Below are 20,821 nucleotides of genomic sequence, written 5' to 3'. Positions count from 1 at the left end.
CCCGCCCGAAGGCCGTGTTCCCTGGCCTCGCGTGTCAGCGATCCCCGACGGGATCCGTGACACGCGGAGCTAACGCTGCCGCGTCAGCTCGCGGACGGCGCCCGGGTCCGCCACCAGCACGAGGGTCGCTATGTCGAGGAACAGCCCCGTGTCGACGACGCCGGGGATCTTGCGGATGCGCGCGTCGACCGCCGCGGGCGCGTCCATCGGGCCGAACGCGGTGTCGAGGATCCAGTTGTGGTTGTCGGTCTGGAAGGGGTAACCGTCCGCGTTCTTGCGGATCGCCGGCTTGCCCCCGAGCGCGGTCAGGTGCCGCGTGGCCGTCGTGATCGCGAAGGGCACCACCTCGATGGGGATGGGCACGCGCGAGCCGAGCTTCTCGACGAGCTTCTCTGGCGTGACGAGGATGATGAACTGCGCGGCCTCGTAGGCGACCACGCGCTCGCGGAGGAGCGCGCCGCCGAGGCCCTTGATGAGGCCAAGGTCGGGCGCCACCTCGTCCGCGCCGTCGACGGCGACGTCGAGGCGCTCGACCTCCTCGAGCGACACCATCGGGATGTTCTCGCGGCGAGCAAGCGCCTCCGACCGCTCCGACGTGGCGACGCCCTTGATCTGGAGCCCTCGGCGGACGCGCTCCCCGAGGCGGCGGATGAAGGCCTCGGACGCCCGCCCGGTGCCGAGCCCGAGCAGCATCCCGCTGTCCACGCGCGCGAGCGCGGCGTTGGCGATTCGATCGAGGTCGGAGGGGTCCGGTCCCGCGGTGCTCATGCGCTGCTCATCGGCCATCGGGACCGTCAGCGCAACGGGATTTTGTCGAGCTGGTCGAGCGGCCCCGGGCAGAGCGGCCGGAGCCTGCAGCCCTTGCACTCGGCGCCGGTCCAGATCGCCTCGAACGTCGCCTGCATCTCGTCGAGCAGGAGGTCGTCGTCGGTGAGCACACCCGCCTCGAAGTTCCGCCGCCCCTCGCCCTTCGCCCCGAGCCCGGCGCCGGTGAGGTTCGCGGACCCGAGGTAGAGGAGCGCGCCGTCGACGGCGATCATCTTCAGGTGGACCCGCGGGCAGCGCCGCATCTCGATCGGCGGCCGGGGCCGCCGGCGCAGCTCGGCGCGGAAGGCGCGCGACGGGACGCCGGCGTGCAGCAGGCGCAGCTCGACCCCCCGGGCGGCGAGCGCGTCGAGCAGGTCGAGGAACGACATGTACCGGCCGCGCGCCCGCGCCCTCGAACCGATGGGCGCCTCCACGCGCAGCTCCTTCACGTTCGCCGTCGCGATCCACACGGAGACGCGCGCGTTCGCCACGGCGCCCATCAACAGCGTGTCGTAATGCGCCCTGTCGCGGAGGAGCGTCAGCTCGACGCGCCGCTTCAGCAGCGATCGCGCCTTCGCCTCGGGCTCGGTCTTGGCGCGTGCCCCCGCCCGCGGGCGCGCCGGCCGAGCGCTCACGCCGGTTGACCGGCGCTGGAGGGCGCCTGCTCGGGCTCGAGGTGAGCGCTGAGCAGGGCCCGGACGTCGTCCGGCATCGGGACCGACACCAGCTGCACGAGGTCGGTGGTCACCACCGTGTGCCGTAGCTCCGCCGACAGCACGCCGTCGTGCGCGCGGTGCATGCGGTACCGGAGCGTGGCGCTCCGCCGGCCGATACGGACGACCAACGTCTCGATCCGGAGCGCCTGGCCGTAACGCACCGGCGCCGCGTAGTCGGCCTCGACCCGTACCGCCGGCAGCCCGATCCGCCGCTCGAGGATGAGCCCGGCGTAGCCTCCGTCGAGCGGCGCGAAGAACCGCTCCATCGCCTCGTGCGCGTAGTTGAGGAAGCGCGCGAAGAAGACGATGTTCGCGGCGTCGACGTCTTCGAACTTGATCGGGCGATCGAGGGAGACCATCGCGGCTAGGACAGGTCCTCGGCGAGCTTCTCGAGGGTCGCTCTCCCGAGCGGCGCCCTCACCGCGTAGCGCGGGTGCCCGACGACGAGCGATACCGTCGCCTTCTTCGCCTTGATCGCGGCCTGCGCCTCGGCCGGGAGATCCGCCTTGAGGTAATGCACGGCCGTCGTGCGGTCTTCCATCGATCCTTCGCGCTTGCCGAGCGCCCGCGCGGCGACGCCGTCGACCTCGATCGACACGGTGTCCTCGAGGCCCACCAGATCGATGAGCATCCGATCGCGCAGCGCTCGATCGGGGATCTCGACGAAGAGCGTCAGGCTGAGCTGCCCCGCGCCCGGGATGAGATCGTTGTACGTCTCGATCTCGTGGAGGATGCCGCTCTCGCTCGTGATGCGCTCGGTGCGGAGCATCTCCTGGATCTGGAAGAGCACCGAGTCGCGGTTCTCGAACACCGCGGTCAGGTGGTCTCCGATCCGCACGCGGCGGGGCCGCTTCTCCTCGATGATGCGGCCGCGGAATCGCTCGCGGATCGCCTCGTATTCGCCGATCCCGAGCACCTCGTTGCGATCGATGGGACGCATGACGCTCCTCTCTTGACGACGTCGGACCGAGATTCAGGGCGTCGGGCCGAGCCCGTAGGCGTGGGCGAGCGCCTCGACCGGGTGCAGCACCTTCGCGCCGTTCTCCTTGACCATCCTGAGCCCCGCGAGGGTGCAGTCGCTGACGATGACGTCCGCGCCGGCGACGCCGCGCACGAGCTTCGACGCGTACTTGCGCCCGGTCTCGTAGTGGGCCGCCTTCATCCCCCAGGTGCCGTCGACCGCCGAGCACTGCTCGATGACGCGCACGTCCGTGTCGGGGACGACGCCGAGCACCCTGGCGCCCGGGAAGCCGATCTTCTGCGCGCGCAGGTGGCACGCGGCGTGGTACGCGATCGTTCCGAGCCCCTTCTTGAACTCGCGGTTGAGCTTCTTCTCGCGGCCGAGCTGGACGAGGAACTCCATCATGTCGACCGTCGCGGCCGCGACCTCGCGCGCCTCCGCCGTCTGCAGGTACTCCGGCCACTCCTTCTTCATCGTGTAGCCGCACGTCGGGCCGATCACGACGATCTTCCTCCCACGGCGAACGTGCGGCAGCAGGAGCGCGACGTTGTGCTTCACCTTCGCGGTGAAGGCCGCGAGATCGCCGCCGTCGAGGTTCGGCATCCCGCAGCACGTCAGCGCTCCCCCCGGAATGTCTCGCAGATCCACCCCCGAGGAGCAGCCCGGGACGTGCACCGCGTAACCGTTGTGCTCGAGGACGCGGACCGCCGCCTCGGGGACCGCGGGCGTGTTGTACTCGCCGTAGCAGGTCGCGAAGAGCACCACGTCGCCTTGCTTGCCGGCGCCGGCCGCGGCGCCGTGCTCCGCGAACCAGGACGAGAACGGCCTGCGCGCCATCTCCGGGAGCGGGAACTCCGACGAGATCCCGGTCACCTTCTCCTGCACCTTGCGCAGCAGGCGGCTGGCCTGCACGAGGTTGGCGAGCGGCGCGACGGCGCCGGAGCCCAGCTCGCCGATCAGCTGCGGCTCGCCGAGGATCCTGTCCACCAGCGGGATGCCCTCCCGCTGGGCGCGCACCGCGCGCTCTCGCGCGAGCACGCGCGGGAAATCGAGGAGCTCGTAGGCGTGCTCGTCGGCCGTGTACGGGCACTTGATGTAGCAGAGCTTGCACTGCCAGCACTCGTCGCCGACGGCCTTGAAGTCATCGTAGGTGAGGGCCTCGGCGCCTTCGGCGACGCCGGCCTCGATGTCCCTGTCGACGCGCGCGAAGAGCTCGGGGAACGAGCCGCAATACCCGACGCACATGCGGCACTCGTGACAGATCTGGAACGTCCGCCGCAGCTCGGCCTCGAGATCGCGGGGCTCGAGATATCGCTCGTCGTTCGGCGATGTCGCGGGTGGACGGTCTGGTGCACGCCGGATGACGCTCACTGGTCGGCTCCTCTCAACATCGTCAACGTGGGGTACGGCGCGAAAGGACGGCTCGCCGCGCGGCCCGGCGCCGGACGGCCCTCGGTGCCGCGATGGCGCGCGCGCCCCGGGTCGAGTCGCCTTCGGTTCGGCGCGCCCCGGAGCGCTCGCGCTCTCGCGTCGGTCGATCTCAGAAGTCGAGCGACTGCAGCGCCTTCGTGAAGCGCCCGGCGTGAGACTTCTCGGCCTTCGCGAGCGTCTCGAACCACTCCGCGATGTCCTCGAAGCCCTCGTCGCGGGCCTCCTTCGCGAAGCCCGGGTACATCGTCTCGTACTCGTGGGTCTCGCCTGCGACGGCGGCCTTCAGGTTCTTCTCCGTGCTGCCGATCGGCAAGCCGGTCGCCGGGTCGCCCGCCTGCTTGAGGTAATCGAGGTGGCCGTGCGCGTGGCCGGTCTCGCCGTCCGCCGTGTCCTTGAAGAGACCGGCGACATCGGGGCGACCTTCGACGTCGGCGACCTTTGCGAAGTACAGGTAGCGGCGGTTGGCCTGCGACTCCCCGGCGAACGCGTCCTTCAGGTTCTGGTGCGTCTTCGTGCCCGTAAGCTGCTTGGTTGTCATGGGTTCGCTCTCCTTCCTTCGGTTGAACGGCTGGGCTGATGAGTCCCTGGTGCCCGCGCAGGTCGGCTCGGCGGCGCGGTGGATCCGCTAGACACGTCCAGGGCGCCGCGCCCCTCGAGCCCCTGCAGGGCGGAGTCGACTGTTCGCCGCGCTTCGCCCGGCGTCTCGCGCCTTGCCGCGCGCGCCTTCGCCACCCCGGGTGCCCTTCGCGCAGGCAGCGCAGAGCCCTCGGTAGATCCGCTCGACGGCGCGGACCTCGAAGCCGGGCGCGGCAGTGAGAGGCGCGGGGGCGATCTCGCCCGAGCGCTCGGCGGATGGGCCTACCGGCTCGGACGGCACATCGCGGACGAGCCCGCAGCGATCGCAGACCGCGTGATGATGCGCCGCCATGTTCGGGTCGAAGCGCGATGCGCCCGGCGACAGCGACAGCGCGACGCACAGCCTCGCGGACGCCAGCGCGTCGAGCGTGTTGTAGACGGTGGCGAAGCTCATCGTCGGCAGCGCCGGCCGGAGCCGCTCGAACAGCTCCTGCGCCGTCGGATGTGTCGGATCCGCCGCGAGCTCGCGCACGATCGCCAGGCGCTGCGGCGTCAGCTTGAGCCCCGACGCTCGCACGCACGCCAGCATGGAGGCGATCCGGGTATCCCCCTCGACCACGCCGCGCTCGAAGCCGACCGCGCGCCCCCGGACATCGCGGGACGCGGCCCCCTTTGCAGCACCTGTCCGCGAGGTGGCCACAGCGAGATGTGTACTTAGAACGTTTCTCAGGTGCAAGACCTAATAATTATCGACGGACAGCCAGAGAAATCCGGGGCAAATTGCAAATTCCGGCGAAACCTGACGAGCAAGACGAGTCAGGCGGAACAGGCGGAACAGACGGAACAGCCGAAACAGCCCGGACGGCGCGCCGTGACGTCGTGCTGCGCGACGACCGGGAGGTCTTGCGAGGCTAGAAGGCCTCTGCCATAGTGCGCGCCCCGCGCTGCCGGCCCCCGCCGGCTTGCATTTCGCCCGCCGAGTGGGCCAGTTTTTTCCCAGCAGAGGACGCTTCGAGACATGCCGACAGACGCCATTCAGTGCAAACCGCTCGAGGTCGCCGTGGGCGACAAGGGTATCGAGCGCGCCATCAAACATCTCAAGAGGAAGATGGCCGCCGAGGGGATCCTCCGCGAGCTGAAGCGCCGTCGGCACTACATGAAGCCGTCCGTGAAGCGACGGAAGAAGGCCTCGGAGGCCGCTCGTCGTCGCCGGAAGCGGTCGAAGATGGACATGGTCGCCTAGAGCGACCACCCCTCGCGCAAGAGCAGCCGGCCAAGACGCAGAAGACGCACACGGACGCTTGATTCGAGCGTCCGCGGCGTGCTCTGCGTCTTGTCATTTTGTTCGTCCAGCAGTTACCCCGGCAGCGTGATGCAACCGCGGCTGCGCGCGTGAGCGACGCGGAGGCGGTGCCCGCGCCGCGTCCAGCTTGGGGAGGTCCCGATGCGCGCCGTGGTGGTCACGACGTCCTATCCGGTCAGCGACGAGGATCCCTCCGGCCATTTCGTGCGGTCGTCGGCGGAGGCGCTCGCGCGCAGCGGCGCCGAGGTCCACGTGATCGCCGCCGGGGGCTCGATCCTCGATCCACCTTCGCAGGACGGCCGGCTCGTCGTCCATCGGGCAGGCGGGGGCGCGCTGTTCGCGTGGCCCGGCGCCGTGGCGCGCGCGCGCGAGTCGCCGCTCCGGCTGCTCTCCGTGGCCCCGTTCGCGGCCGGCGTGCTCGAGCGGCTCCGTGAGATCGGGCCGGTCGATCGCGCGGTGGCGCACTGGATCATCCCGTGCGCGTGGCCGCTCCTGCTCGCGCTTCCGCGCACGCCGCTCGAGGTGCACGCGCACGGCGCCGACGTCCGGCTCCTGCTCCGCGCGCCGCGCGCGGCTCGCGCCGCGGTGGTGAGCGCGCTCCTCCGGCGCGACGCGCGCATCGTCTTCGCGGCGCGCGCGCTGCGCGACGCGCTCGCAGGCTCGCTCGCTCCGGAGCAGGCTCGCGCGCTGGACCTCGCCTCGCGCGTCGAGCCCCCCGTGTTCGATCTGCCCCCGGTGGCCGGGCGCGCTGCCGCGCTCCGTCGCGAGATCGTGAAAGGCCCCGGCGAGCGCCTCGCCGTCGTCGCGTGCCGGCTGATCCCGACGAAGCGGGTCGAGCTCGCGATCGAGGCGGTGCGCGCCGCGGGACCCGGGTTGCGCCTCGTCGTCGTCGGAGACGGTCCAGAGCGCGGCGCGCTCGAGCGCCTCGCGAGCCGCGGCGACCTCGATGCAGGGAGCTCGCGCGGCGCAGGCATCACGGCGACGAGCGAGGGCAGCGCGGCGGTGCGCTTCACGGGCACGCTCCCGCGGAGGGAAGCGCTCGCATGGATCGGCGCAGCAGACGTGCTGCTGCACCCTTCATCGCACGAGGCCGCCCCCACGGTGATCCGCGAGGCGCGCGCGCTCGGCGTGCCGGTCATCGCCTGCGACGCGGGCGACGTGGTCGCATGGGCCAGGCGCGACGACGGGATCCTCGTCGCGGACAGCACGGCGCAGGGCCTCGCTGCCGCGCTCCGCGGCATCTGATTGCGCCGCTCGGATCGCGCGCCCGCGACGTCGCGGCGACGTCGCGCCGAGCGCCCCGGCGTTTTCGTCGGAGGATCCGCGCCCCGCGCCCGGCTGCATCCAGCGCCAAACGCCCCGTCTGGAGCGAGTCTGCGATCCTCGATGCGATGTCCTTGCAATTCCCAAGGCTTCGACTACGGTGCGCCCTCGCTCCGCACCGAAACGTGGCGGCGGAGTGGCTCGGGGCGTAGCGCAGCCTGGTTAGCGCACTTGACTGGGGGTCAAGGGGTCGGTGGTTCGAATCCACTCGCCCCGACTGGTCCGGCGGAGAGGTTCTCCGGCGGACCTTTCGGCTTTGTAGGGCTTCAGCTTTTGTCGACTGTGGACGCGCCGGACAGCGACCGCGCGGCGGTGTCATCGAGTTTCGGTGTCGTCCTGGTCAGCCGGCTCCCGGCGTCCGCCGCGTCATCCGGCGAGCGAGGGCGGTGAGACAGGCGTGACCGGCCGATCGGCCTCGCCGGCGAGCTCGTCCTCGATGGCGATCATGGCGGCCATCACCACGTGTTCGGTGAAGGGGAAGCCGACCACCTGCACCCCGACGGGCAGCCCTACGCTCTTCGCATCGACCTCGGCGGCCCGCTTCTCCAGCCGGTCGCGCGGCCGCTCGCGGCGCGCCTCCTCGGGCCGCACGCGGGTCACGGGGACGACGCCGGCCGGGAACTGCGTGAGGTTCCACAGCATCGCGGCGCTGCCCGCGAGGACGAAGTCGCGCGACGCGGCGTGCGGCAGGGCCGGCGTGGCGTACGGCGGGCAGAGCAGCAGGTCGAGCGCTTCGGCGCGCATCGCCGACGCGATCGCGGCGCGCGCCTCGCGCAGGGCGTGCGTGGTGCGCCAGAACTCCGAGACCGACTTCGGCCCGGTGACCTCGAGGAGACGCTGGAGCCGCCGCTCGCCCGCGAGACCAGCGACGCGCGCGGCGGCGCGGCGCGCGAGCGGCGGGAGCGAGGCCATCGTGCGGAGCGAGCGGAGCGAGACGTCGATGTCCGTCCCCTCGCTGCCGTCCTCGCCGGCGTCGAGGAGCGAAAGCGCCGTCGCGCCGCCGTCCGCCGAGAGCGCCGCGAAATACGCGTAGACCGCGTCGGGGATCCCGGGCGGCGTGAACGGCACGACCGTCGCGCCCCGCGCGCGCAGGGCCGACGCCGCCTTCGCGACGGCGCGGGCGACGGAGGTCGAGGGAGGCACCAGCCCGTCGTCGCAGTAGAACCCGACGCGCAGGCGCGCCACCTCGACGCTCGCCGGCTCGACCATCGGGAGCGGCGGCACGCGCACGTCGAGCTCCGCCATCGACGTGGGATCGAGCTCGGACATGACGAGCGCGACGTCGCGGGCGCTCCTGGCCATCGGCCCGATCTGCGCGCGGATCGCCTCCTGCCCGAGGAGCGCCGTGTTGCTCCCCTTGTTGGTCCAGCGATCGAGCGTGGGCTTGAGGCCGACGATGCCGCAGCAGTGCGCGGGGACGCGGATGCTGCCGCCGATGTCCGTGCCGATCCCGAGCGGCGACATCCCCGCCGCGATGGCGGCCGCCTCGCCGCCGGACGAGCCGCCCGGGCTGTGATCGAGGCTCCACGGGTTCGCCGTTTGCCCGAAGAGCGGGTTGCGCGCCTCGTTGTACAGGAGCAGCTGCGACACGTTCGTGCGCCCGAGGATCACGGCCCCCGCGCGTCGGAGCAGCGCGGTCACCGTCGCGTCGCTGGTCGCCCGATGCCCCCTGCGGGAAGCGACGCCGAGCGTGGAGGCCATGCCGGCCATGTCGAGCGACTCCTTCACGGTGATCGGGAGCCCGTGGAGCGGGCCGCGGACGTCCCCGCGACGGCGCTCCTCGTCGAGGCCGCGGGCGGCCGCGAGCGCCTCGTCGCGGAGCACCTGGGTGAAGGCGCGGAGCCGCGGCTCGAGCGCCTCGATGCGCGCCAGGTGCGCCCGCGTGAGCTCCTCGGAGCTGATCTCGCGCGCGGCCAGGAGCGCGGCGAGCGCGGTCGCTGAAAGATGGGTCGGATCGGTCGATGCGCTCACGGCAATTCGACGAGTATCACAGGTCCGCGCGCGCCAAGGATTGCTAGGCTCCGCTGCCGCGCGCCCATCGCGCGGAGAGCGCCGAAGCCATGCAGCCGCTGCCGATCGATCCGATCCTCCCCGATCTCTGCGCCACCCTGGGCGCGCGCCCGAGCGCGGTGCTCGAGGCCCCGCCCGGGGCGGGCAAGACGACGCGCGTACCACGCGCGCTGCTCGACGCGGGCTTCGCGGAGCGCGGCGAGATCCTGGTGCTCGAGCCGCGGCGGCTCGCGGCGCGCCTCTCCGCGCGGCGCGTGGCCGAAGAGCTCGGCGAGCGCGTGGGCGAGACCGTGGGCTACACGATGCGCTTCGAGGAGGCGTCCAGCCCGGCCACGCGCGTCCGCTTCGTGACCGAGGGCGTGCTGACGCGGCGGCTCCTCGTCGATCGCGAGCTCCGGGGCGTGAGCGCCGTGGTGCTCGACGAGTTCCACGAGCGGCACCTCGCCGGCGACGTCGCGCTCGCGCTGCTCCGGCGCCTGCAGCGCGGCGCGCGGCCCGATCTCCGCCTCGTGGTGATGTCCGCGACGCTCGACGCCGGGCCGATCGCGGCGTTCCTCGGCGAGCCGGAGGCGCAGCCCGCCCCGGCGGCCGAGGCCGAGCGCGGCCACGACACCGCAGCGGCGGGAGCCTCCGTGGCGCCGACCCTGCGCGCCGAGGGGCGGATGTTCGACGTCGCGATCGAGTACCTGCCGAGCGCCCGGGTGAGCGCGGCGACCCACGCCGCGGGCGACCGCCGCGCCCCGGCGCACTGGGGCGACAGGACGCTCGAGAGCCTTGTCGCGTCGTCGGTGCGGCAGCTCATCGAGGAGGGGCTCGACGGTGACGTGCTGGTGTTCCTGCCCGGCTCCGCGGAGATCAGGCGGGCGATGGAAGCGTGCGCACCCATCGCGAAGAGCGAGGACCTGCTGCTCCTGCCGCTCCACGGCTCGCTGTCCGCGGCGGAGCAGGATCGCGCGGTGCGCCCCGCGGATCGGCGAAAGATCATCCTCTCGACCAACGTGGCCGAGACCTCCGTGACCATCGACGGCGTCGTCGCGGTCGTCGACAGCGGCCTCGCGCGCGTGGCCGCGCACGCGCCGTGGTCGGGGTTGCCGACGCTCCGCGTCGCGCCCATCGCCCGCGCCTCCGCGGCGCAGCGCGCGGGGCGCGCCGGGCGGACGCGGCCCGGCCGCTGCCTCCGGCTCTACACGCGCGGGGATCTCGCCTCGCGGCCGGAGCACGAGGCGCCCGAGATCCGCCGGCTCGACCTCGCGGAGACGGTGCTCGAGCTCTGCGCCGCGGGGGTCACGGATCTCGAGGGGTTCGGGTGGCTGGAGGCGCCGCCCTCCACCGGGCTCGCCGCGGCCGAGGCGCTGCTCGTGCGGCTCGGCGCGCTCGACGAGGGGCGGCGCGTGACGCCGACCGGACGGCGGATGCTGCGCTTCCCGGCGCACCCGCGCCAGGCGCGGATGATCGTCGAGGCCGAGCGGCGCGGCGTCGCCGGCGACGGGTGCACGCTCGCGGCGCTCGTCGCGGAGCGCGACCTCGGCGCGCCGTCGGGGGCGCGGGAGCCCCATGGTCGGAGGAGCGACGCGCGGCACAGCTCCGACCTGCTCGCCGCGCTCCAGGCCTTCGAGGAGGCGGATCGCGCGCGGTTCGCGGCGGACCGCCTGCGGTGGCTGGGCGTGGACCCGGCGCGCGCGCTCACCGTGGAGCGGACGCGCAAGCAGCTCTCGCGGCTCGCCGATCACCGGAGCGCCGCGCCGCCGGGGACCGTCGAGGCGCGCGAGATCGCCCAGCGCATCGCGATCCTCTCCGGATACCCCGACCGGGTCGGGCGCCTCCGCCGGCCGACCAGCGCGACGGGTCGGACCGGACGGGAGGTCGTGCTCGCCGCCGGCGGGACGGCCGCGCTCTCCGAGGCGAGCGTCATCGACGAGGTCGATCTCGTGGTCGCGGTCGACATCGAGGAGCGCAGCGAGGGGCGCTCGGCGCGCACGGTCGTCCGGGCGGCGAGCGCGATCGAGGCCGACTGGCTGCTCGATCTCTTCACGGACGCGATCCGGGACACGACGGAGGCGACGTGGAACGCCGCCGCGGAGCGCGTCGAGGTCGTGCGCCGGCTGTCCTACGACGCCCTCGTGCTCGACGAGGCGCGGCCGGCCGCGGGCGCTGGCGGTCCGCTGTCGGAAGCGGCGGCGCGGGAGCTCGCGGCGCAGGCGAAGGCGAAGGGGTGGCGGGCGTTCGTGAAGGGCGACGCCCTCGAGAGCTGGCTCTTGCGGGTCGCGTTCGTGCGCGCGCACTGCCCCGACGCCGCGTTACCCGACGTGGACGAGGACGCGGTGATCGCCACGCTCGAGGCGCTCTGCGACGGGCGCCGGAGCTTCGCCGAGCTCCGCGACGCCGACCTCTCGAGCGCCGTGCAGGCCTCGCTGGGCCCCGCGAAGGCGCGAGCGCTCGCCGAGCTCGCCCCCGAGTCGATCGTCCTGCCCGGCGGCCGTCGGGCGCGCCTCGAGTACACGGCGGGCGCGCCGCCGTCGCTCGCGTCCCGCCTGCAGGACTTCTTCGGCATGGCGGAGGGGCCGCGCGTCGCCGGTGGCCGGGTCCCCGTGGTGCTTCACCTGTGCGCGCCGAACCAGCGCCCCGTCCAGGTCACGACCGATCTGTCGGGGTTCTGGGCGCGCCACTATCCCGCCATCGCGAAGGAGCTCCGCCGCCGCTACCCGAAGCACGCGTGGCCGGACGACCCCGCCCACGCCGCGCCGCCCTCGCGCGCGCCGCTCCGCAAGGCTTGAGTCAGCGCACGAGCGCGACGCTCCGCACCGTGTCGGCGACCGTGCGGAGGAGCATGCGCACGATCCCCTCGCCGAGGGGCAGCGTGAACGCGACGTCGCTCTCGCGCTGCGCGACCTGCATCGGAGGGACCGAGCCGTAGCCGAAGCCCCACGAGGAGAGCAGGGTCGCGATCCTGGCGATCTGCTCGAGGTTGCGGAGCGCGACGGCGCCGTTCGCCGCGCTCTGCGGGTCCGTGTACGTGAGGGCGCCGGCGAAGTTGACCCCGGGCGGCTGGAAGTTGCCGATGACGCGCACGTACTGGAGCCCCGCGAGGAAGGGGAACTGCCCCGCCGCAGACGCGACCGCCGCCTGGCTCGAGAGATCGCCGGCCACGGCGAACGACGCGCCCTTCGTCCCGAGCAGCTCGACCATCCACGAAGGCACCGAGCGCGTCAGCTTGCCGGAGCGGAGCCGATCGAGGGCCCGCCGCATCCCGGTCTCGTTGCCTGTGAGGATCGTGTGCGGCGTGAGCACGACGAAGCCGACGTTGCCGGCCGTGAAGAGATCGTTGTCCGCGTAGCGCGTCTTCACGAGCGGCGCGCCGATGACGGTGACCGACCTGGCGTCGGCGGAGCGGCGGATCGCGTCGACGTCGAAGTTGCCCTGCATCACGGCGCAGAAGTCCGCGCCCTGCATGGCATAGAGACCGCCGTAGACCTTCACGATGTCGCGCGACGGGACGAAGTTCGACTCGGGGCCCAGCGGGAGCAGGCTCGTGACGATCTGGTTGACCTCGCCTCCCAGGCCGGAGGTGAACATGGCCGCCGCGTCGAGGTAACCGAGCATCACCGCGCCGCTCGGAAGGACGGCCAGGGGGTCGCGGTCAATCGCCGTCGCGTCGATCTTCTCTCCGCCGACCAGCGCGAGGCTGTCGTCGGCGCCGCCGCAGCCGCCAAGGGCCTGGAGGGCGAGCGCCGCGATCGCGATCGCGCCCGCCGCGCGGCGCAGGACGGCAGCGCCTCGGGAATGGAACAGCGTCCGCACCATCGCGCTCGTCATCAAGCTCGCTCGTGCGGCGGGTCGGGGCGCTCCAGCGGGAAGGAGCCGATGATCTTCAGCATCTTCGTCTCGCGCTTCACGCCCTCGAGCGCCGCGACGAGCGCCCGATCGGTCGTGTGTCCGCTGACCTCCACGTAGAACACGTAGTCCCAGCCCTCGCCGGGGACGGGGCGAGAGTTGACCCGCCTGAGGTTGCAGCTGCGCTCCTTGAAGTGCTGGAGGATGTCGTGGAGCGCGCCGGGCCGATCGTGGACGCTGAAGAGGACCGCCGTGGCGTCGTGGCCCGAGCGCGGCGACGGGAGCCGGGACAGCACCGCGTAGCGGATCCGGAGCTCCCCCTCGTCGCCGACGTTCTCGCGGGCGACCCTGAGCTCCTGCCCGCCGGCGAAGCCGCGGGGGACGATGGCGGCGCTGCCCTCGTTCTCCGCCGCGAGATCCCAGGCGGCCTGTGGGCCCCGCACGTCGAGCACCAGCGCGCGCGGGTGCTGGAGCTCGAGGTAGTTCACGCAGGCCACGTGGTCCTGGGGCGAGGAGTACACCCGCTCGACGTCGGCGAGGCTGCCCGTCCGGTTCACGAGGTCGAGCGCCTGCACCAGCTGGCGCTCGCCGACCACCTTGAGATCGGCGCCGCCGATCGCCTGGATCGTCGGGAAGATCGGCCCTTCCTTGAGCGACTCGTACGGGACCACCGCGAAGTCGGCGCGCGAGCGCGCGACCTCTTCGATGGCGGCGAGGGGGCTGTCGGCGCGGACGAACTCGCCTCCGATCCCGAAGTGATCGTGCGCCGCGGTCCAGCCATAGTCGCCCTCGGCCCCCAGGTACGCCACCCGGGGCGCGAGCTCGAACGCGCGCGAGGCCGCGTCGATGGCGACGAAGATCGGCCGCACCGCGCGCTGCGGGAACGGCGGCGTCACGGCGCGCTCCAGCGCCTGCATGTGGGCGGCGTCGGCCGTGGGGGCGAACCGGGCCGTGCCCGTCCTCAGCTTGGCAAGCTCGTGCGCGATGCGAGCCCGCCGCTCGATGCTGCGAAGGATTTCTTGATCCAGCTCCGTGAGCTGCCGGCGGAGCTCCTCAAGTCGCTTTCTCTCATCCATCCAGGGCACCCTAGCACCACGCCCGGCGCCGGTGGGCACGCAGCGCTGCCGGCGCACCACGACGGCGCCACTGCGCGCTGCGCCGCGCTGGCCATCCCCCCGTCGCTGCTCGCCGAGTTGGCGTCAGGCCGCCGCGGAGGAGGCGGACGACGCGCTGGAGTCGCTCTTGGTGCTGCCGCTCGCCGACGAGGCGCTGCTCGACCCGGAGTCCGAGCTCGCGCCTTCCGACCCTGAGGAGCTGCCCGACCCGCCCTCCGACTTCGCGGGCGGCTTGTTCGACCCCGAGGCGTAGAGGTCGGAGTACCAGCCACTGCCCTTGAGGATGAAGCCCGTGCCGCGCGAGATCTGCCGCCGGGCTGTCGCGTTGAGGCACGACGGGCACTCCGAGAGCGCGGCCTCCTTGATGGACTGCTCGGCCTCCCATTCATGCGCGCAAGATGTGCAGGCGTACTCGTAAGTGGGCATGACGTTTCTACTCCTCGGAACAACCCGAGGAGTATGGCCACGTTAGCCACCTGTCAAGGCGGCTGCCAAAAGCACACCTTGCGCTTCGGACATCGCTGCACCAGCGGGATGCGCAAGACCCGGTCCTCGACGCGCTCCTCGGTGCGCGTGAGGAGCCAGGATTCCGCTCTTGCCGCGCGGCGCCAGCCCACGTAGACCCCGAGACACCAGTTGTGACGGTACGTGGCGTGCTGTGACGATACGTTTAAGCCCGCCCGGCCGGTCCCGGGGACGTCATGCGCATTCGTAAGCTCGAGATCAGCGGGTTCAAATCGTTCGTCGACCGGACGGTGGTCCATTTCGACACGGACGTGGTGGGCATCGTCGGTCCCAACGGCTGCGGCAAGTCGAACATCGTCGACGCCATCCGGTGGGCGATCGGGGAGCAGAGCGCGAAGCACCTGCGCGGCAAGTCGATGTCGGACGTCATCTTCAACGGCTCCGAGACCCGCGCCCAGCACGGGATGGCCGAGGTGACGCTCACCTTCGACAACAGCGAGCCGACGGCGGCGTCGCAGCTGCCCCTGGAGTACCGGGACTACGCGGAGATCGCGGTGACGCGCCGGCTCTTCCGCGACGGGACGAGCGAGTACCTCATCAACAAGACCCAGGTCCGGCTCAAGGACGTGACCGACCTCTTCCTGGGCACCGGCGTCGGCACGAAGGCCTACTCCATCGTCGAGCAGGGAAAGATCGGGCTCATCGTCTCGGCGCGCCCCGAGGACCGTCGGATGCTCATCGAGGAGGCCGCCGGCATCACGAAGTACAAGGCCAGGAAGAAGCAGGCTGAGCAGAAGATGGACCAGACGCGGCAGAACCTGCTCCGCGTGGGGGACATCGTCTCCGAGATCCAGAGGAACCTCGCGTCCTTGAAGCGCCAGGCGGCCAAGGCCGAGCGGTACGTCAACTACCGCAAGGAGCTGGAGGACCTCGTGCTCCACGAGGCGTCGCACAAGCTCCTCGAGCTCACGGTGCTCACGCAGCACGAGTCGCTCGGCAGGGCCGCGCACGCGGAGCGCGAGCAGGCGTCGCGCACGGCGCTCTCGGCGCGCGAGGCCGAGATCGAGGTCACCCGGCTCGAGGCCCTCGCCTGCGAGGAGCGGGCCGAGCGCGCGCAGAACGAGGCGTTCGCGGCCGACAACCAGGTGCGCACCCACGAGGCGGAGATCGCGCGGGCGCGCGACCGCCTGCGGCACCTCGAGGAGCGGCTCGTCACCGCGGCCAAGGAGCAGGGAGAGCTCGAGAAGACGGTCGAGGAGCTCAGCGCAGAGAAGGCGCAGCTCGAGGCGCAGCTCGCCGGCGTCGACGAGGAAGAGGCGCGGGAGAGCGAGCTCGCGCTCGAGCAGCACGAGCGGCTCGAGGAGCTGCGCCACGGAGAGCGGACGGCCGAGCACGAGGTCGCCGCCCTGCGCCGGCGGGCCGCCGAGGCCACCGCGGCGGTCGCGGCCGCCGAGGCGTCGCTCACCGGCTTCGATCGGCGCATGGCGGAGATGAGCCAGCGGCGGGCGAAGCTCGAGGACGAGCTCGGGCGGCTGATGTACGAGTCGGAGGAGCTCGAGCGGCGGCGCTCGTCGCTGACGCGCAACGTGACGGAGCTCGCCGAGGGGAAGCGGATCTCGGCGGAGGAGCGGACGCGGCTCGACGCAGAGATGAAGACGCTGCGGGAGCAGGCGGTCTCGAGCGACCGCGCCGTGGAGCACGCCAAGAACGAGCTCGGGCAGCGGCGCAACCGGCTCCGCGCGCTCGAGGAGCTGCACGCGCGGCTGGAGGGCGTCGGCGCGGGGGTGAAGAACCTCCTCAAGACCAAGGACCCGGCGCTGCTCGGGCTCGTGGCCGACCGGATCGAGGCGCCGGCCGAGCTGACCGCGGCCTTCGCGGGGCTGCTCGGGGACCGGCTGCAGTGCGCGGTCGTGAGCGACGTCGAGCGCGGGATCGCGCTGCTCGCGGATCTGTCGAAGAACAACCGGGGGCGGGCGAGCGTGATCGCGGCGCGGCCCTCGTTCGTGGCCGGCGCGACGCGGCGGCCGCCGCGCGGGGAGGGCGTGCTCGGGCCCCTCGTGGACCGGCTCGTCTTCGCGCCCGAGGACGAGGCGCTGGCGCGCGCGCTCGTGGGGGACGCGGTGGTCGTCGCCTCCGCCGAGGTCGCGGCGCGGCTCGCGGCGGAGGGCGCGGGGTGCACGCTCGTGACGCTCGACGGCACCGTCCTCCGCGAGGACGGCGTGGTGAGCGGCGGCTCGGGCGACGCGGTCGCGGCCGGCATGATCGAGCAGAAGCGGGAGATGCGCGCGCTGCACGAGTTCGTCGCGACCAAGTCGGAGGAGGTGACGGCGCTGCTCGACGCGCAGCAGAAGCTCCGCCTGCGCATCACCGAGGTGGGGACGGCGCTGGAGCGGGCGCGGAGCGAGGCGCACGAGGGAGAGCTCGCGCTCGTGACGGCCGAGAAGGATCTCCGCCGCGCGGAGGAGCAGCTCGCCGCGGCGCAGAAGCGCGAGGGCGTGGTGCGCTCCGAGCTCGAGGACCTCGCCGACAACCTCGACGCCGGCGGGAGCGAGCAGCAAGCGGCGCGCGACAAGCTCGAGGCGGGGCGAGCGGCGCGCGAGGCGGCGGCGGCCGGCCTCGAGCACGCCGAGCAGGTCGCGGCCGAGTGGCGCGAGCGGGTGCTCGGGCAGCAGTCGGTCGTGACCGAGCGCAAGGTGAAGCTCGCGCGCGTGCGCGAGCGCGCCGCGGCGGCGCGGGGCACGGTCGAGCGGCTCACGCGGTCGTGCAACGAGCTCCGTGGCCGGATCGCCCGGCTCGACCAGGAGCGGACGGAGAGCGCCGTGGGCGCGGGGAAGGCCGCGGCGACGATCATGATCGCGCGCGAGGCGCTGGTCCGCGCCGTCGCCGAGGCGCACGCCGCGCAGGCCGCGCTGACCGAGGCGCGGCGCTCGCTGGACGAGGCGCGGCAGGCGCACGGGGTGCGCGAGGCCGACCTGCGCGGGCTGCGGCAGGAGCTGGCCGAGGTGTCGGAGCGGCTCCGCAAGCACGAGCTCGCGCTGGAGCGGCTGCGGGTCGAGCACGACCACCTCATCGAGGGGGTGCGCGAGCGCTTCCGCGGGCTGGAGCTCGCCCGCGTGGTCGGCGACTACCACAAGCGGCCGCCCGCCGACGCCTCGCACCGCGCGCGCATCCAGGAGCTGACGGAGCTGCTCGACCGCATGGGCCCCGTCAACCTCGACGCCGTGCGCGAGCACGCCGAGGCCGAGGAGCGGTACACGTACTACTCGAGCCAGAAGGCCGATCTCGAGAAGGCGCTCGACGACCTCGAGAAGGCGATCGCCCAGATGAACCGCGAGTCGAAGCGGCTCTTCAAGACGACGTACGACGGCATCAACGCGCGCTTCAAGACGCTGTTCCCCAAGATGTTCCGCGGCGGCCAGGCGGAGCTCCGGCTGACGAACCCCGACGACATGCTGGAGACGGGGATCGAGATCCTCGCGCAGCCGCCGGGCAAGAAGCTCGGGAACATCGAGCTCATGAGCGGCGGTGAGAAGGCGCTCACCGCGGTGTCGCTCATCTTCGCGATCTTCCAGTTCAAGCCGTCGCCGTTCTGCATCCTCGACGAGGTCGACGCGCCGCTCGATGAGGCGAACGTGGCCCGCTACAACGAGGCGATCCGGAGCATGACGAGCCACTCGCAGTTCATCCTCATCACGCACATCAAGCGCACGATGCAGTCGGTCGACGTGCTCTACGGCGTGACGATGCAGGAGCCCGGCGTCTCGAAGCTCGTCAGCGTGAAGATCAACGAGACGGCGAAGCGCCCGGAGCGCGAGGCGGCGCCGGCGGCGGCGGTGGCGTGAGCGCGGAGGGGGCGGCGGCCGCGCAGCGCCTGTCGCGCAGCGCCTCGGGGCTCCGGCACCTCCGCTGGGCCCGCGAGGTGCTGGCGACGATCGAGGCCCACGTCGAGCACAACACGGCGCTCTCCGGCGCCGATCGCGAGGCGCTCCAGGGCGAGGCGAGCGCGCTCGCGGCGGCGGTGCAGGCGCTCAGCGGGGCGGTGAAGCCGTACCGGGATTTCCTCGAGCGGACGCGGGTCCGCTACCGCGGGCGCGTGCGCGTCGCGGAGTACCTGGTCCGAGAATCCAACGCGGGCGAGGCGGACGGCACGGCGCGCGCGCACCTTGGTGCGGCGCGCGCGCACCTGGAGGAGGCGCTTGTAGAGCTCGCCTGGATGGAACAGGCGCAGCGCCAGCCGCTCAAGGCAGCGCTCTCGGACGAGATCGATCGGCTGCGCGAGGCGATGGCGCGGATGGATGCACACCTCGCGGGGCGGCTCTCCGGGAAGTTCGTCGAGAGCCTGTATCCGCCGCTCACGGACGGTGCGACGAGGATCGCCGACGACGGCGATCCGGACGACGACGCGACATCCAGCCCTCGATAGCCGCGCGAAGCGGGCGAGCCGACCGGCTGGCGAGCGGCTCGAAGGAGACCGGCGACGCGGCGGGGTGCCTGGCAGGCGCAGCGGAACGGATCACCATGCCTGCACGCCGGGATGGAGATGCGGTAAAGGATCTTCGAAGGACACCTGAAACGGGTCTTCGAAGGACAGCTGAGAGGACGTCGATGGGCTGCGCGGAGCCGGCCGCCATCCTGCTCCTCCGCGGGCGCGCCGCGGCGAGCGAGCGATTCGAAGCGCTGATCCGACGCCATGTGCCGGACGTCGGCGTCACCTCCGATCCCGCGCACGCCCTCGAGAGGTGCCTGAGCGACGCGCCGCCGGTGCTCGCCGTCGACTGGAGCGAGCCCGCCAGCGCCGCCGCGTTCTGCGGCCGCGTGCGGGCGCAGCCCGGCGGCGATGCGGTGTTCGTCCTCGCCATCACCGAGCGCGACGGAGACATCGACGGCATCCTCGCGGCCGGCGCGAGCGACTTCCTGCTCGCGGGCGGCGACGGCGCGGGCCCCCGGGCGCGGCTCTCCGTCGTCCGCGAGCGCGCCGCGCGCGACGCCGCCTCGCGCCAGGCGCTCGCGCAGACGCAGGCCCGCCTCGTCGGCGCCGGCCGCATGGCGAGCGTCGGCACGCTGGCCGCCGGCGTCGCGCACGAGATCAACAACCCCCTCGCCTTCGTCATCACGAACGTCGACGCGGCCATCCGGCGCATCGGCTCGCTCGATCGTAGGAACAGCGCTGCGCGCGGCGGCCCCTGGGCGCGCTCTCACGGCGACGGCCGCGCTCCATCGAGCGAGCTCTCCGACGTGCTGAGCCTGCTGGAGGACGCGCGCGAGGGCGCCGAGCGGGTGCGGCTCATCGTGCGCGATCTCCACAGCTTCTCGCGCGCCGAAGAGGACCGACGCGGCCCGGTCGACCCCCGGCGGGTGCTCGACTCCTGCGTCCACATGGCGATGAACGAGATCCGGCACCGCGCCCGCGTCGTCCGGAGCTTCCAGGAGGTGCCGCCCGTCCAGGCGAACGAGCCGCGGCTCGCGCAGGTCTTCCTGAACCTCATCGTGAACGCCGCGCAGGCCATCCCCGAGGGGCTCGCCGAGCAGAACGAGATCGAGCTCTCGACGCGCTGTGACGCCCAGGGGTCGGTCGTCGTCGAGGTGCGCGACACGGGCGCCGGGATCGCGCCCGAGTCGCTCGAGCGGATCTTCGAGCCGTTCTACACGAGCAAGGAAGCTGGCGAAGGGCTCGGGTTGGGGCTCGCGATCTGCCACTCCATCGTCACGGCGCTCGGCGGTCGGATCGAGGTGGACAGCCGTCACGGCAAGGGGAGCACGTTCCGCCTCGTCCTCCCCGCCGCCACGGCCAGCGAGGCGCACGCCTCCGCTGCGCCCGGCTCGTGCGCGTCGAGGTGGCCGCGCGAGAACGGCATCCTCGACGCGCTCGCGCCGGAGGCGGCGCAGCGGCAGCGGGTCCTCATCATCGACGATGAGCCGCTGCTCACGCGGGCGATCGCGGGGACGCTCGAGCCACGGCACGAGACGACCGCGACCGCGAGCGCGCGCGACGCGCTCAGCCGGATCCGCGCCGGAGAGCGCTACGACGCCATCCTGTGCGACCTCATGATGCCCGATATGACGGGGATGGATTTCTACACTTCGCTTGCCGAGCACGCGCCCGAGCAGCAGCGCCGTGTCGTGTTCCTGACCGGTGGCGCCTTCACGGAGCGCAGCAAGGCGTTCCTGCAGCAGGTCAACGCCCGGCTGCTCCTGAAGCCGTTCGACGCGGCGACGCTGCTCTCGCTGGTCGACGAGGTCGTCGCCGCCCGCTGACGAGCGCGCGTGCTCTCCTCACGCGCCG

17 protein-coding genes and 1 tRNA gene are annotated in these 20,821 nt (G+C 72.6%); 7 read left to right on the top strand and 11 right to left on the bottom strand.

Going from position 1 to position 20,821, the window contains the following annotated elements; genetic code table 11:
* Positions 1 to 69 precede the first annotated feature (69 nt).
* The 7 genes from rpiA to WMF45_RS09755 form a co-directional block, all read right to left on the bottom strand.
* Positions 70 to 768 carry a ribose-5-phosphate isomerase RpiA gene (gene rpiA, locus WMF45_RS09785; protein WP_437716654.1) on the bottom strand — a complete coding sequence of 233 codons (699 nt, stop codon included), beginning with the start codon at positions 766 to 768 and terminating at the stop codon, positions 70 to 72.
* Positions 769 to 794: 26 nt separating this feature from the next.
* Complete coding sequence (locus WMF45_RS09780; protein ID WP_437716653.1) at positions 795 to 1,442, bottom strand: phospholipase D family protein; 648 nt, start codon at positions 1,440 to 1,442, stop codon at positions 795 to 797.
* Complete coding sequence (locus tag WMF45_RS09775) at positions 1,439 to 1,882, bottom strand: acyl-CoA thioesterase (protein ID WP_437716652.1); 444 nt, start codon at positions 1,880 to 1,882, stop codon at positions 1,439 to 1,441. The genes WMF45_RS09780 and WMF45_RS09775 overlap by 4 nt, the downstream gene beginning before the upstream one ends.
* Before the next feature lie 5 nt (positions 1,883 to 1,887).
* Positions 1,888 to 2,463, bottom strand: a complete 576-nt coding sequence (locus WMF45_RS09770; protein WP_437716651.1) for a DUF3501 family protein — start codon at positions 2,461 to 2,463, stop codon at positions 1,888 to 1,890.
* Positions 2,464 to 2,496: 33 nt separating this feature from the next.
* Positions 2,497 to 3,855 carry a heterodisulfide reductase-related iron-sulfur binding cluster gene (locus WMF45_RS09765; RefSeq protein ID WP_437716650.1) on the bottom strand — a complete coding sequence of 453 codons (1,359 nt, stop codon included), beginning with the start codon at positions 3,853 to 3,855 and terminating at the stop codon, positions 2,497 to 2,499.
* 169 nt (positions 3,856 to 4,024) lie between these two features.
* On the bottom strand, positions 4,025 to 4,453 hold the full coding sequence (locus WMF45_RS09760; protein WP_012234388.1) for a rubrerythrin family protein: 429 nt from the start codon (positions 4,451 to 4,453) through the stop codon (positions 4,025 to 4,027).
* Positions 4,454 to 4,540: 87 nt separating this feature from the next.
* Entirely contained in the window at positions 4,541 to 5,191 is a 651-nt protein-coding gene (locus WMF45_RS09755; protein ID WP_437716649.1) for a Fur family transcriptional regulator, read from the bottom strand.
* 318 nt (positions 5,192 to 5,509) lie between these two features.
* On the opposite strand from WMF45_RS09755, the gene rpsU reads away from it, so the two are divergent.
* From rpsU to WMF45_RS09740, 3 genes are all read left to right on the top strand, one after another.
* Positions 5,510 to 5,734 carry a 30S ribosomal protein S21 gene (rpsU, locus tag WMF45_RS09750; RefSeq protein ID WP_012234386.1) on the top strand — a complete coding sequence of 75 codons (225 nt, stop codon included), beginning with the start codon at positions 5,510 to 5,512 and terminating at the stop codon, positions 5,732 to 5,734.
* A 201-nt stretch (positions 5,735 to 5,935) separates the two neighbouring features.
* Complete coding sequence (locus tag WMF45_RS09745) at positions 5,936 to 7,039, top strand: glycosyltransferase (RefSeq protein ID WP_437716648.1); 1,104 nt, start codon at positions 5,936 to 5,938, stop codon at positions 7,037 to 7,039.
* Positions 7,040 to 7,259: 220 nt separating this feature from the next.
* Positions 7,260 to 7,334: transfer RNA gene (locus WMF45_RS09740), tRNA-Pro, on the top strand.
* 149 nt (positions 7,335 to 7,483) lie between these two features.
* Here the strand turns inward: WMF45_RS09740 and WMF45_RS09735 are convergent.
* A complete protein-coding gene (locus WMF45_RS09735; protein WP_437716647.1) occupies positions 7,484 to 9,088 on the bottom strand; it encodes an amidase family protein in 1,605 nt (534 codons plus the stop codon).
* Positions 9,089 to 9,177: 89 nt separating this feature from the next.
* On the opposite strand from WMF45_RS09735, the gene WMF45_RS09730 reads away from it, so the two are divergent.
* Positions 9,178 to 11,901 (top strand): ATP-dependent RNA helicase, encoded by a 2,724-nt coding sequence (locus WMF45_RS09730; protein ID WP_437716646.1) that lies wholly within the window; start codon positions 9,178 to 9,180, stop codon positions 11,899 to 11,901.
* A gap of 1 nt (position 11,902) precedes the next feature.
* On the opposite strand, the gene WMF45_RS09725 is transcribed toward WMF45_RS09730, so the two are convergent.
* The 3 genes from WMF45_RS09725 to WMF45_RS09715 form a co-directional block, all read right to left on the bottom strand.
* Complete coding sequence (locus WMF45_RS09725; protein ID WP_437716645.1) at positions 11,903 to 12,940, bottom strand: hypothetical protein; 1,038 nt, start codon at positions 12,938 to 12,940, stop codon at positions 11,903 to 11,905.
* Positions 12,940 to 14,034, bottom strand: a complete 1,095-nt coding sequence (locus WMF45_RS09720) for a bifunctional chorismate mutase/prephenate dehydratase (RefSeq protein WP_437551260.1) — start codon at positions 14,032 to 14,034, stop codon at positions 12,940 to 12,942. The genes WMF45_RS09725 and WMF45_RS09720 overlap by 1 nt, the downstream gene beginning before the upstream one ends.
* 123 nt (positions 14,035 to 14,157) lie before the next feature.
* A complete protein-coding gene (locus tag WMF45_RS09715) occupies positions 14,158 to 14,499 on the bottom strand; it encodes an FmdB family zinc ribbon protein (protein ID WP_437716644.1) in 342 nt (113 codons plus the stop codon).
* Positions 14,500 to 14,774: 275 nt separating this feature from the next.
* Between WMF45_RS09715 and smc the strand changes: the two genes are divergently transcribed.
* The 3 genes from smc (at position 14,775) to WMF45_RS09700 (ending at position 20,793) form a co-directional block, all read left to right on the top strand.
* The gene (smc, locus tag WMF45_RS09710) at positions 14,775 to 18,380 is read left to right on the top strand and encodes a chromosome segregation protein SMC (protein WP_437716643.1); all 3,606 of its coding nucleotides are present in this window, start codon (positions 14,775 to 14,777) and stop codon (positions 18,378 to 18,380) included.
* Positions 18,377 to 18,961: a hypothetical protein gene (locus tag WMF45_RS09705; RefSeq protein ID WP_437716642.1), complete on the top strand. Its 585-nt coding sequence runs from the start codon at positions 18,377 to 18,379 to the stop codon at positions 18,959 to 18,961. The genes smc and WMF45_RS09705 overlap by 4 nt, the downstream gene beginning before the upstream one ends.
* Before the next feature lie 182 nt (positions 18,962 to 19,143).
* Positions 19,144 to 20,793 (top strand): ATP-binding protein, encoded by a 1,650-nt coding sequence (locus tag WMF45_RS09700; protein ID WP_437716641.1) that lies wholly within the window; start codon positions 19,144 to 19,146, stop codon positions 20,791 to 20,793.
* Positions 20,794 to 20,821: the final 28 nt, after the last annotated feature.

The sequence above is a fragment of the Sorangium sp. So ce448 genome (assembly GCF_051520915.1).
GTDB lineage: Bacteria > Myxococcota_A > Polyangia > Polyangiales > Polyangiaceae > Sorangium > Sorangium cellulosum_B.
Note: the sequence above shows the minus strand (reverse complement) of the source record. Positions and strands in the feature narration are given on the sequence as shown.

Bases quoted from the DNA above. Each gene is read 5' to 3' on its own strand.
- rpiA (WP_437716654.1), bottom strand. From the start codon at position 768: ATGAGCACCGCGGGACCGGACCCCTCCGACCTCGATCGAATCGCCAAC.
- WMF45_RS09775 (WP_437716652.1), bottom strand. From the start codon at position 1,882: ATGGTCTCCCTCGATCGCCCGATCAAGTTCGAAGACGTCGACGCCGCG.
- WMF45_RS09770 (WP_437716651.1), bottom strand. From the start codon at position 2,463: ATGCGTCCCATCGATCGCAACGAGGTGCTCGGGATCGGCGAATACGAG.
- WMF45_RS09760 (WP_012234388.1), bottom strand. From the start codon at position 4,453: ATGACAACCAAGCAGCTTACGGGCACGAAGACGCACCAGAACCTGAAG.
- rpsU (WP_012234386.1), top strand. From the start codon at position 5,510: ATGCCGACAGACGCCATTCAGTGCAAACCGCTCGAGGTCGCCGTGGGC.
- WMF45_RS09745 (WP_437716648.1), top strand. From the start codon at position 5,936: ATGCGCGCCGTGGTGGTCACGACGTCCTATCCGGTCAGCGACGAGGAT.
- WMF45_RS09730 (WP_437716646.1), top strand. From the start codon at position 9,178: ATGCAGCCGCTGCCGATCGATCCGATCCTCCCCGATCTCTGCGCCACC.
- WMF45_RS09725 (WP_437716645.1), bottom strand. From the start codon at position 12,940: ATGACGAGCGCGATGGTGCGGACGCTGTTCCATTCCCGAGGCGCTGCC.
- WMF45_RS09720 (WP_437551260.1), bottom strand. From the start codon at position 14,034: ATGGATGAGAGAAAGCGACTTGAGGAGCTCCGCCGGCAGCTCACGGAG.
- WMF45_RS09715 (WP_437716644.1), bottom strand. From the start codon at position 14,499: ATGCCCACTTACGAGTACGCCTGCACATCTTGCGCGCATGAATGGGAG.
- smc (WP_437716643.1), top strand. From the start codon at position 14,775: ATGCGCATTCGTAAGCTCGAGATCAGCGGGTTCAAATCGTTCGTCGAC.
- WMF45_RS09700 (WP_437716641.1), top strand. From the start codon at position 19,144: ATGGGCTGCGCGGAGCCGGCCGCCATCCTGCTCCTCCGCGGGCGCGCC.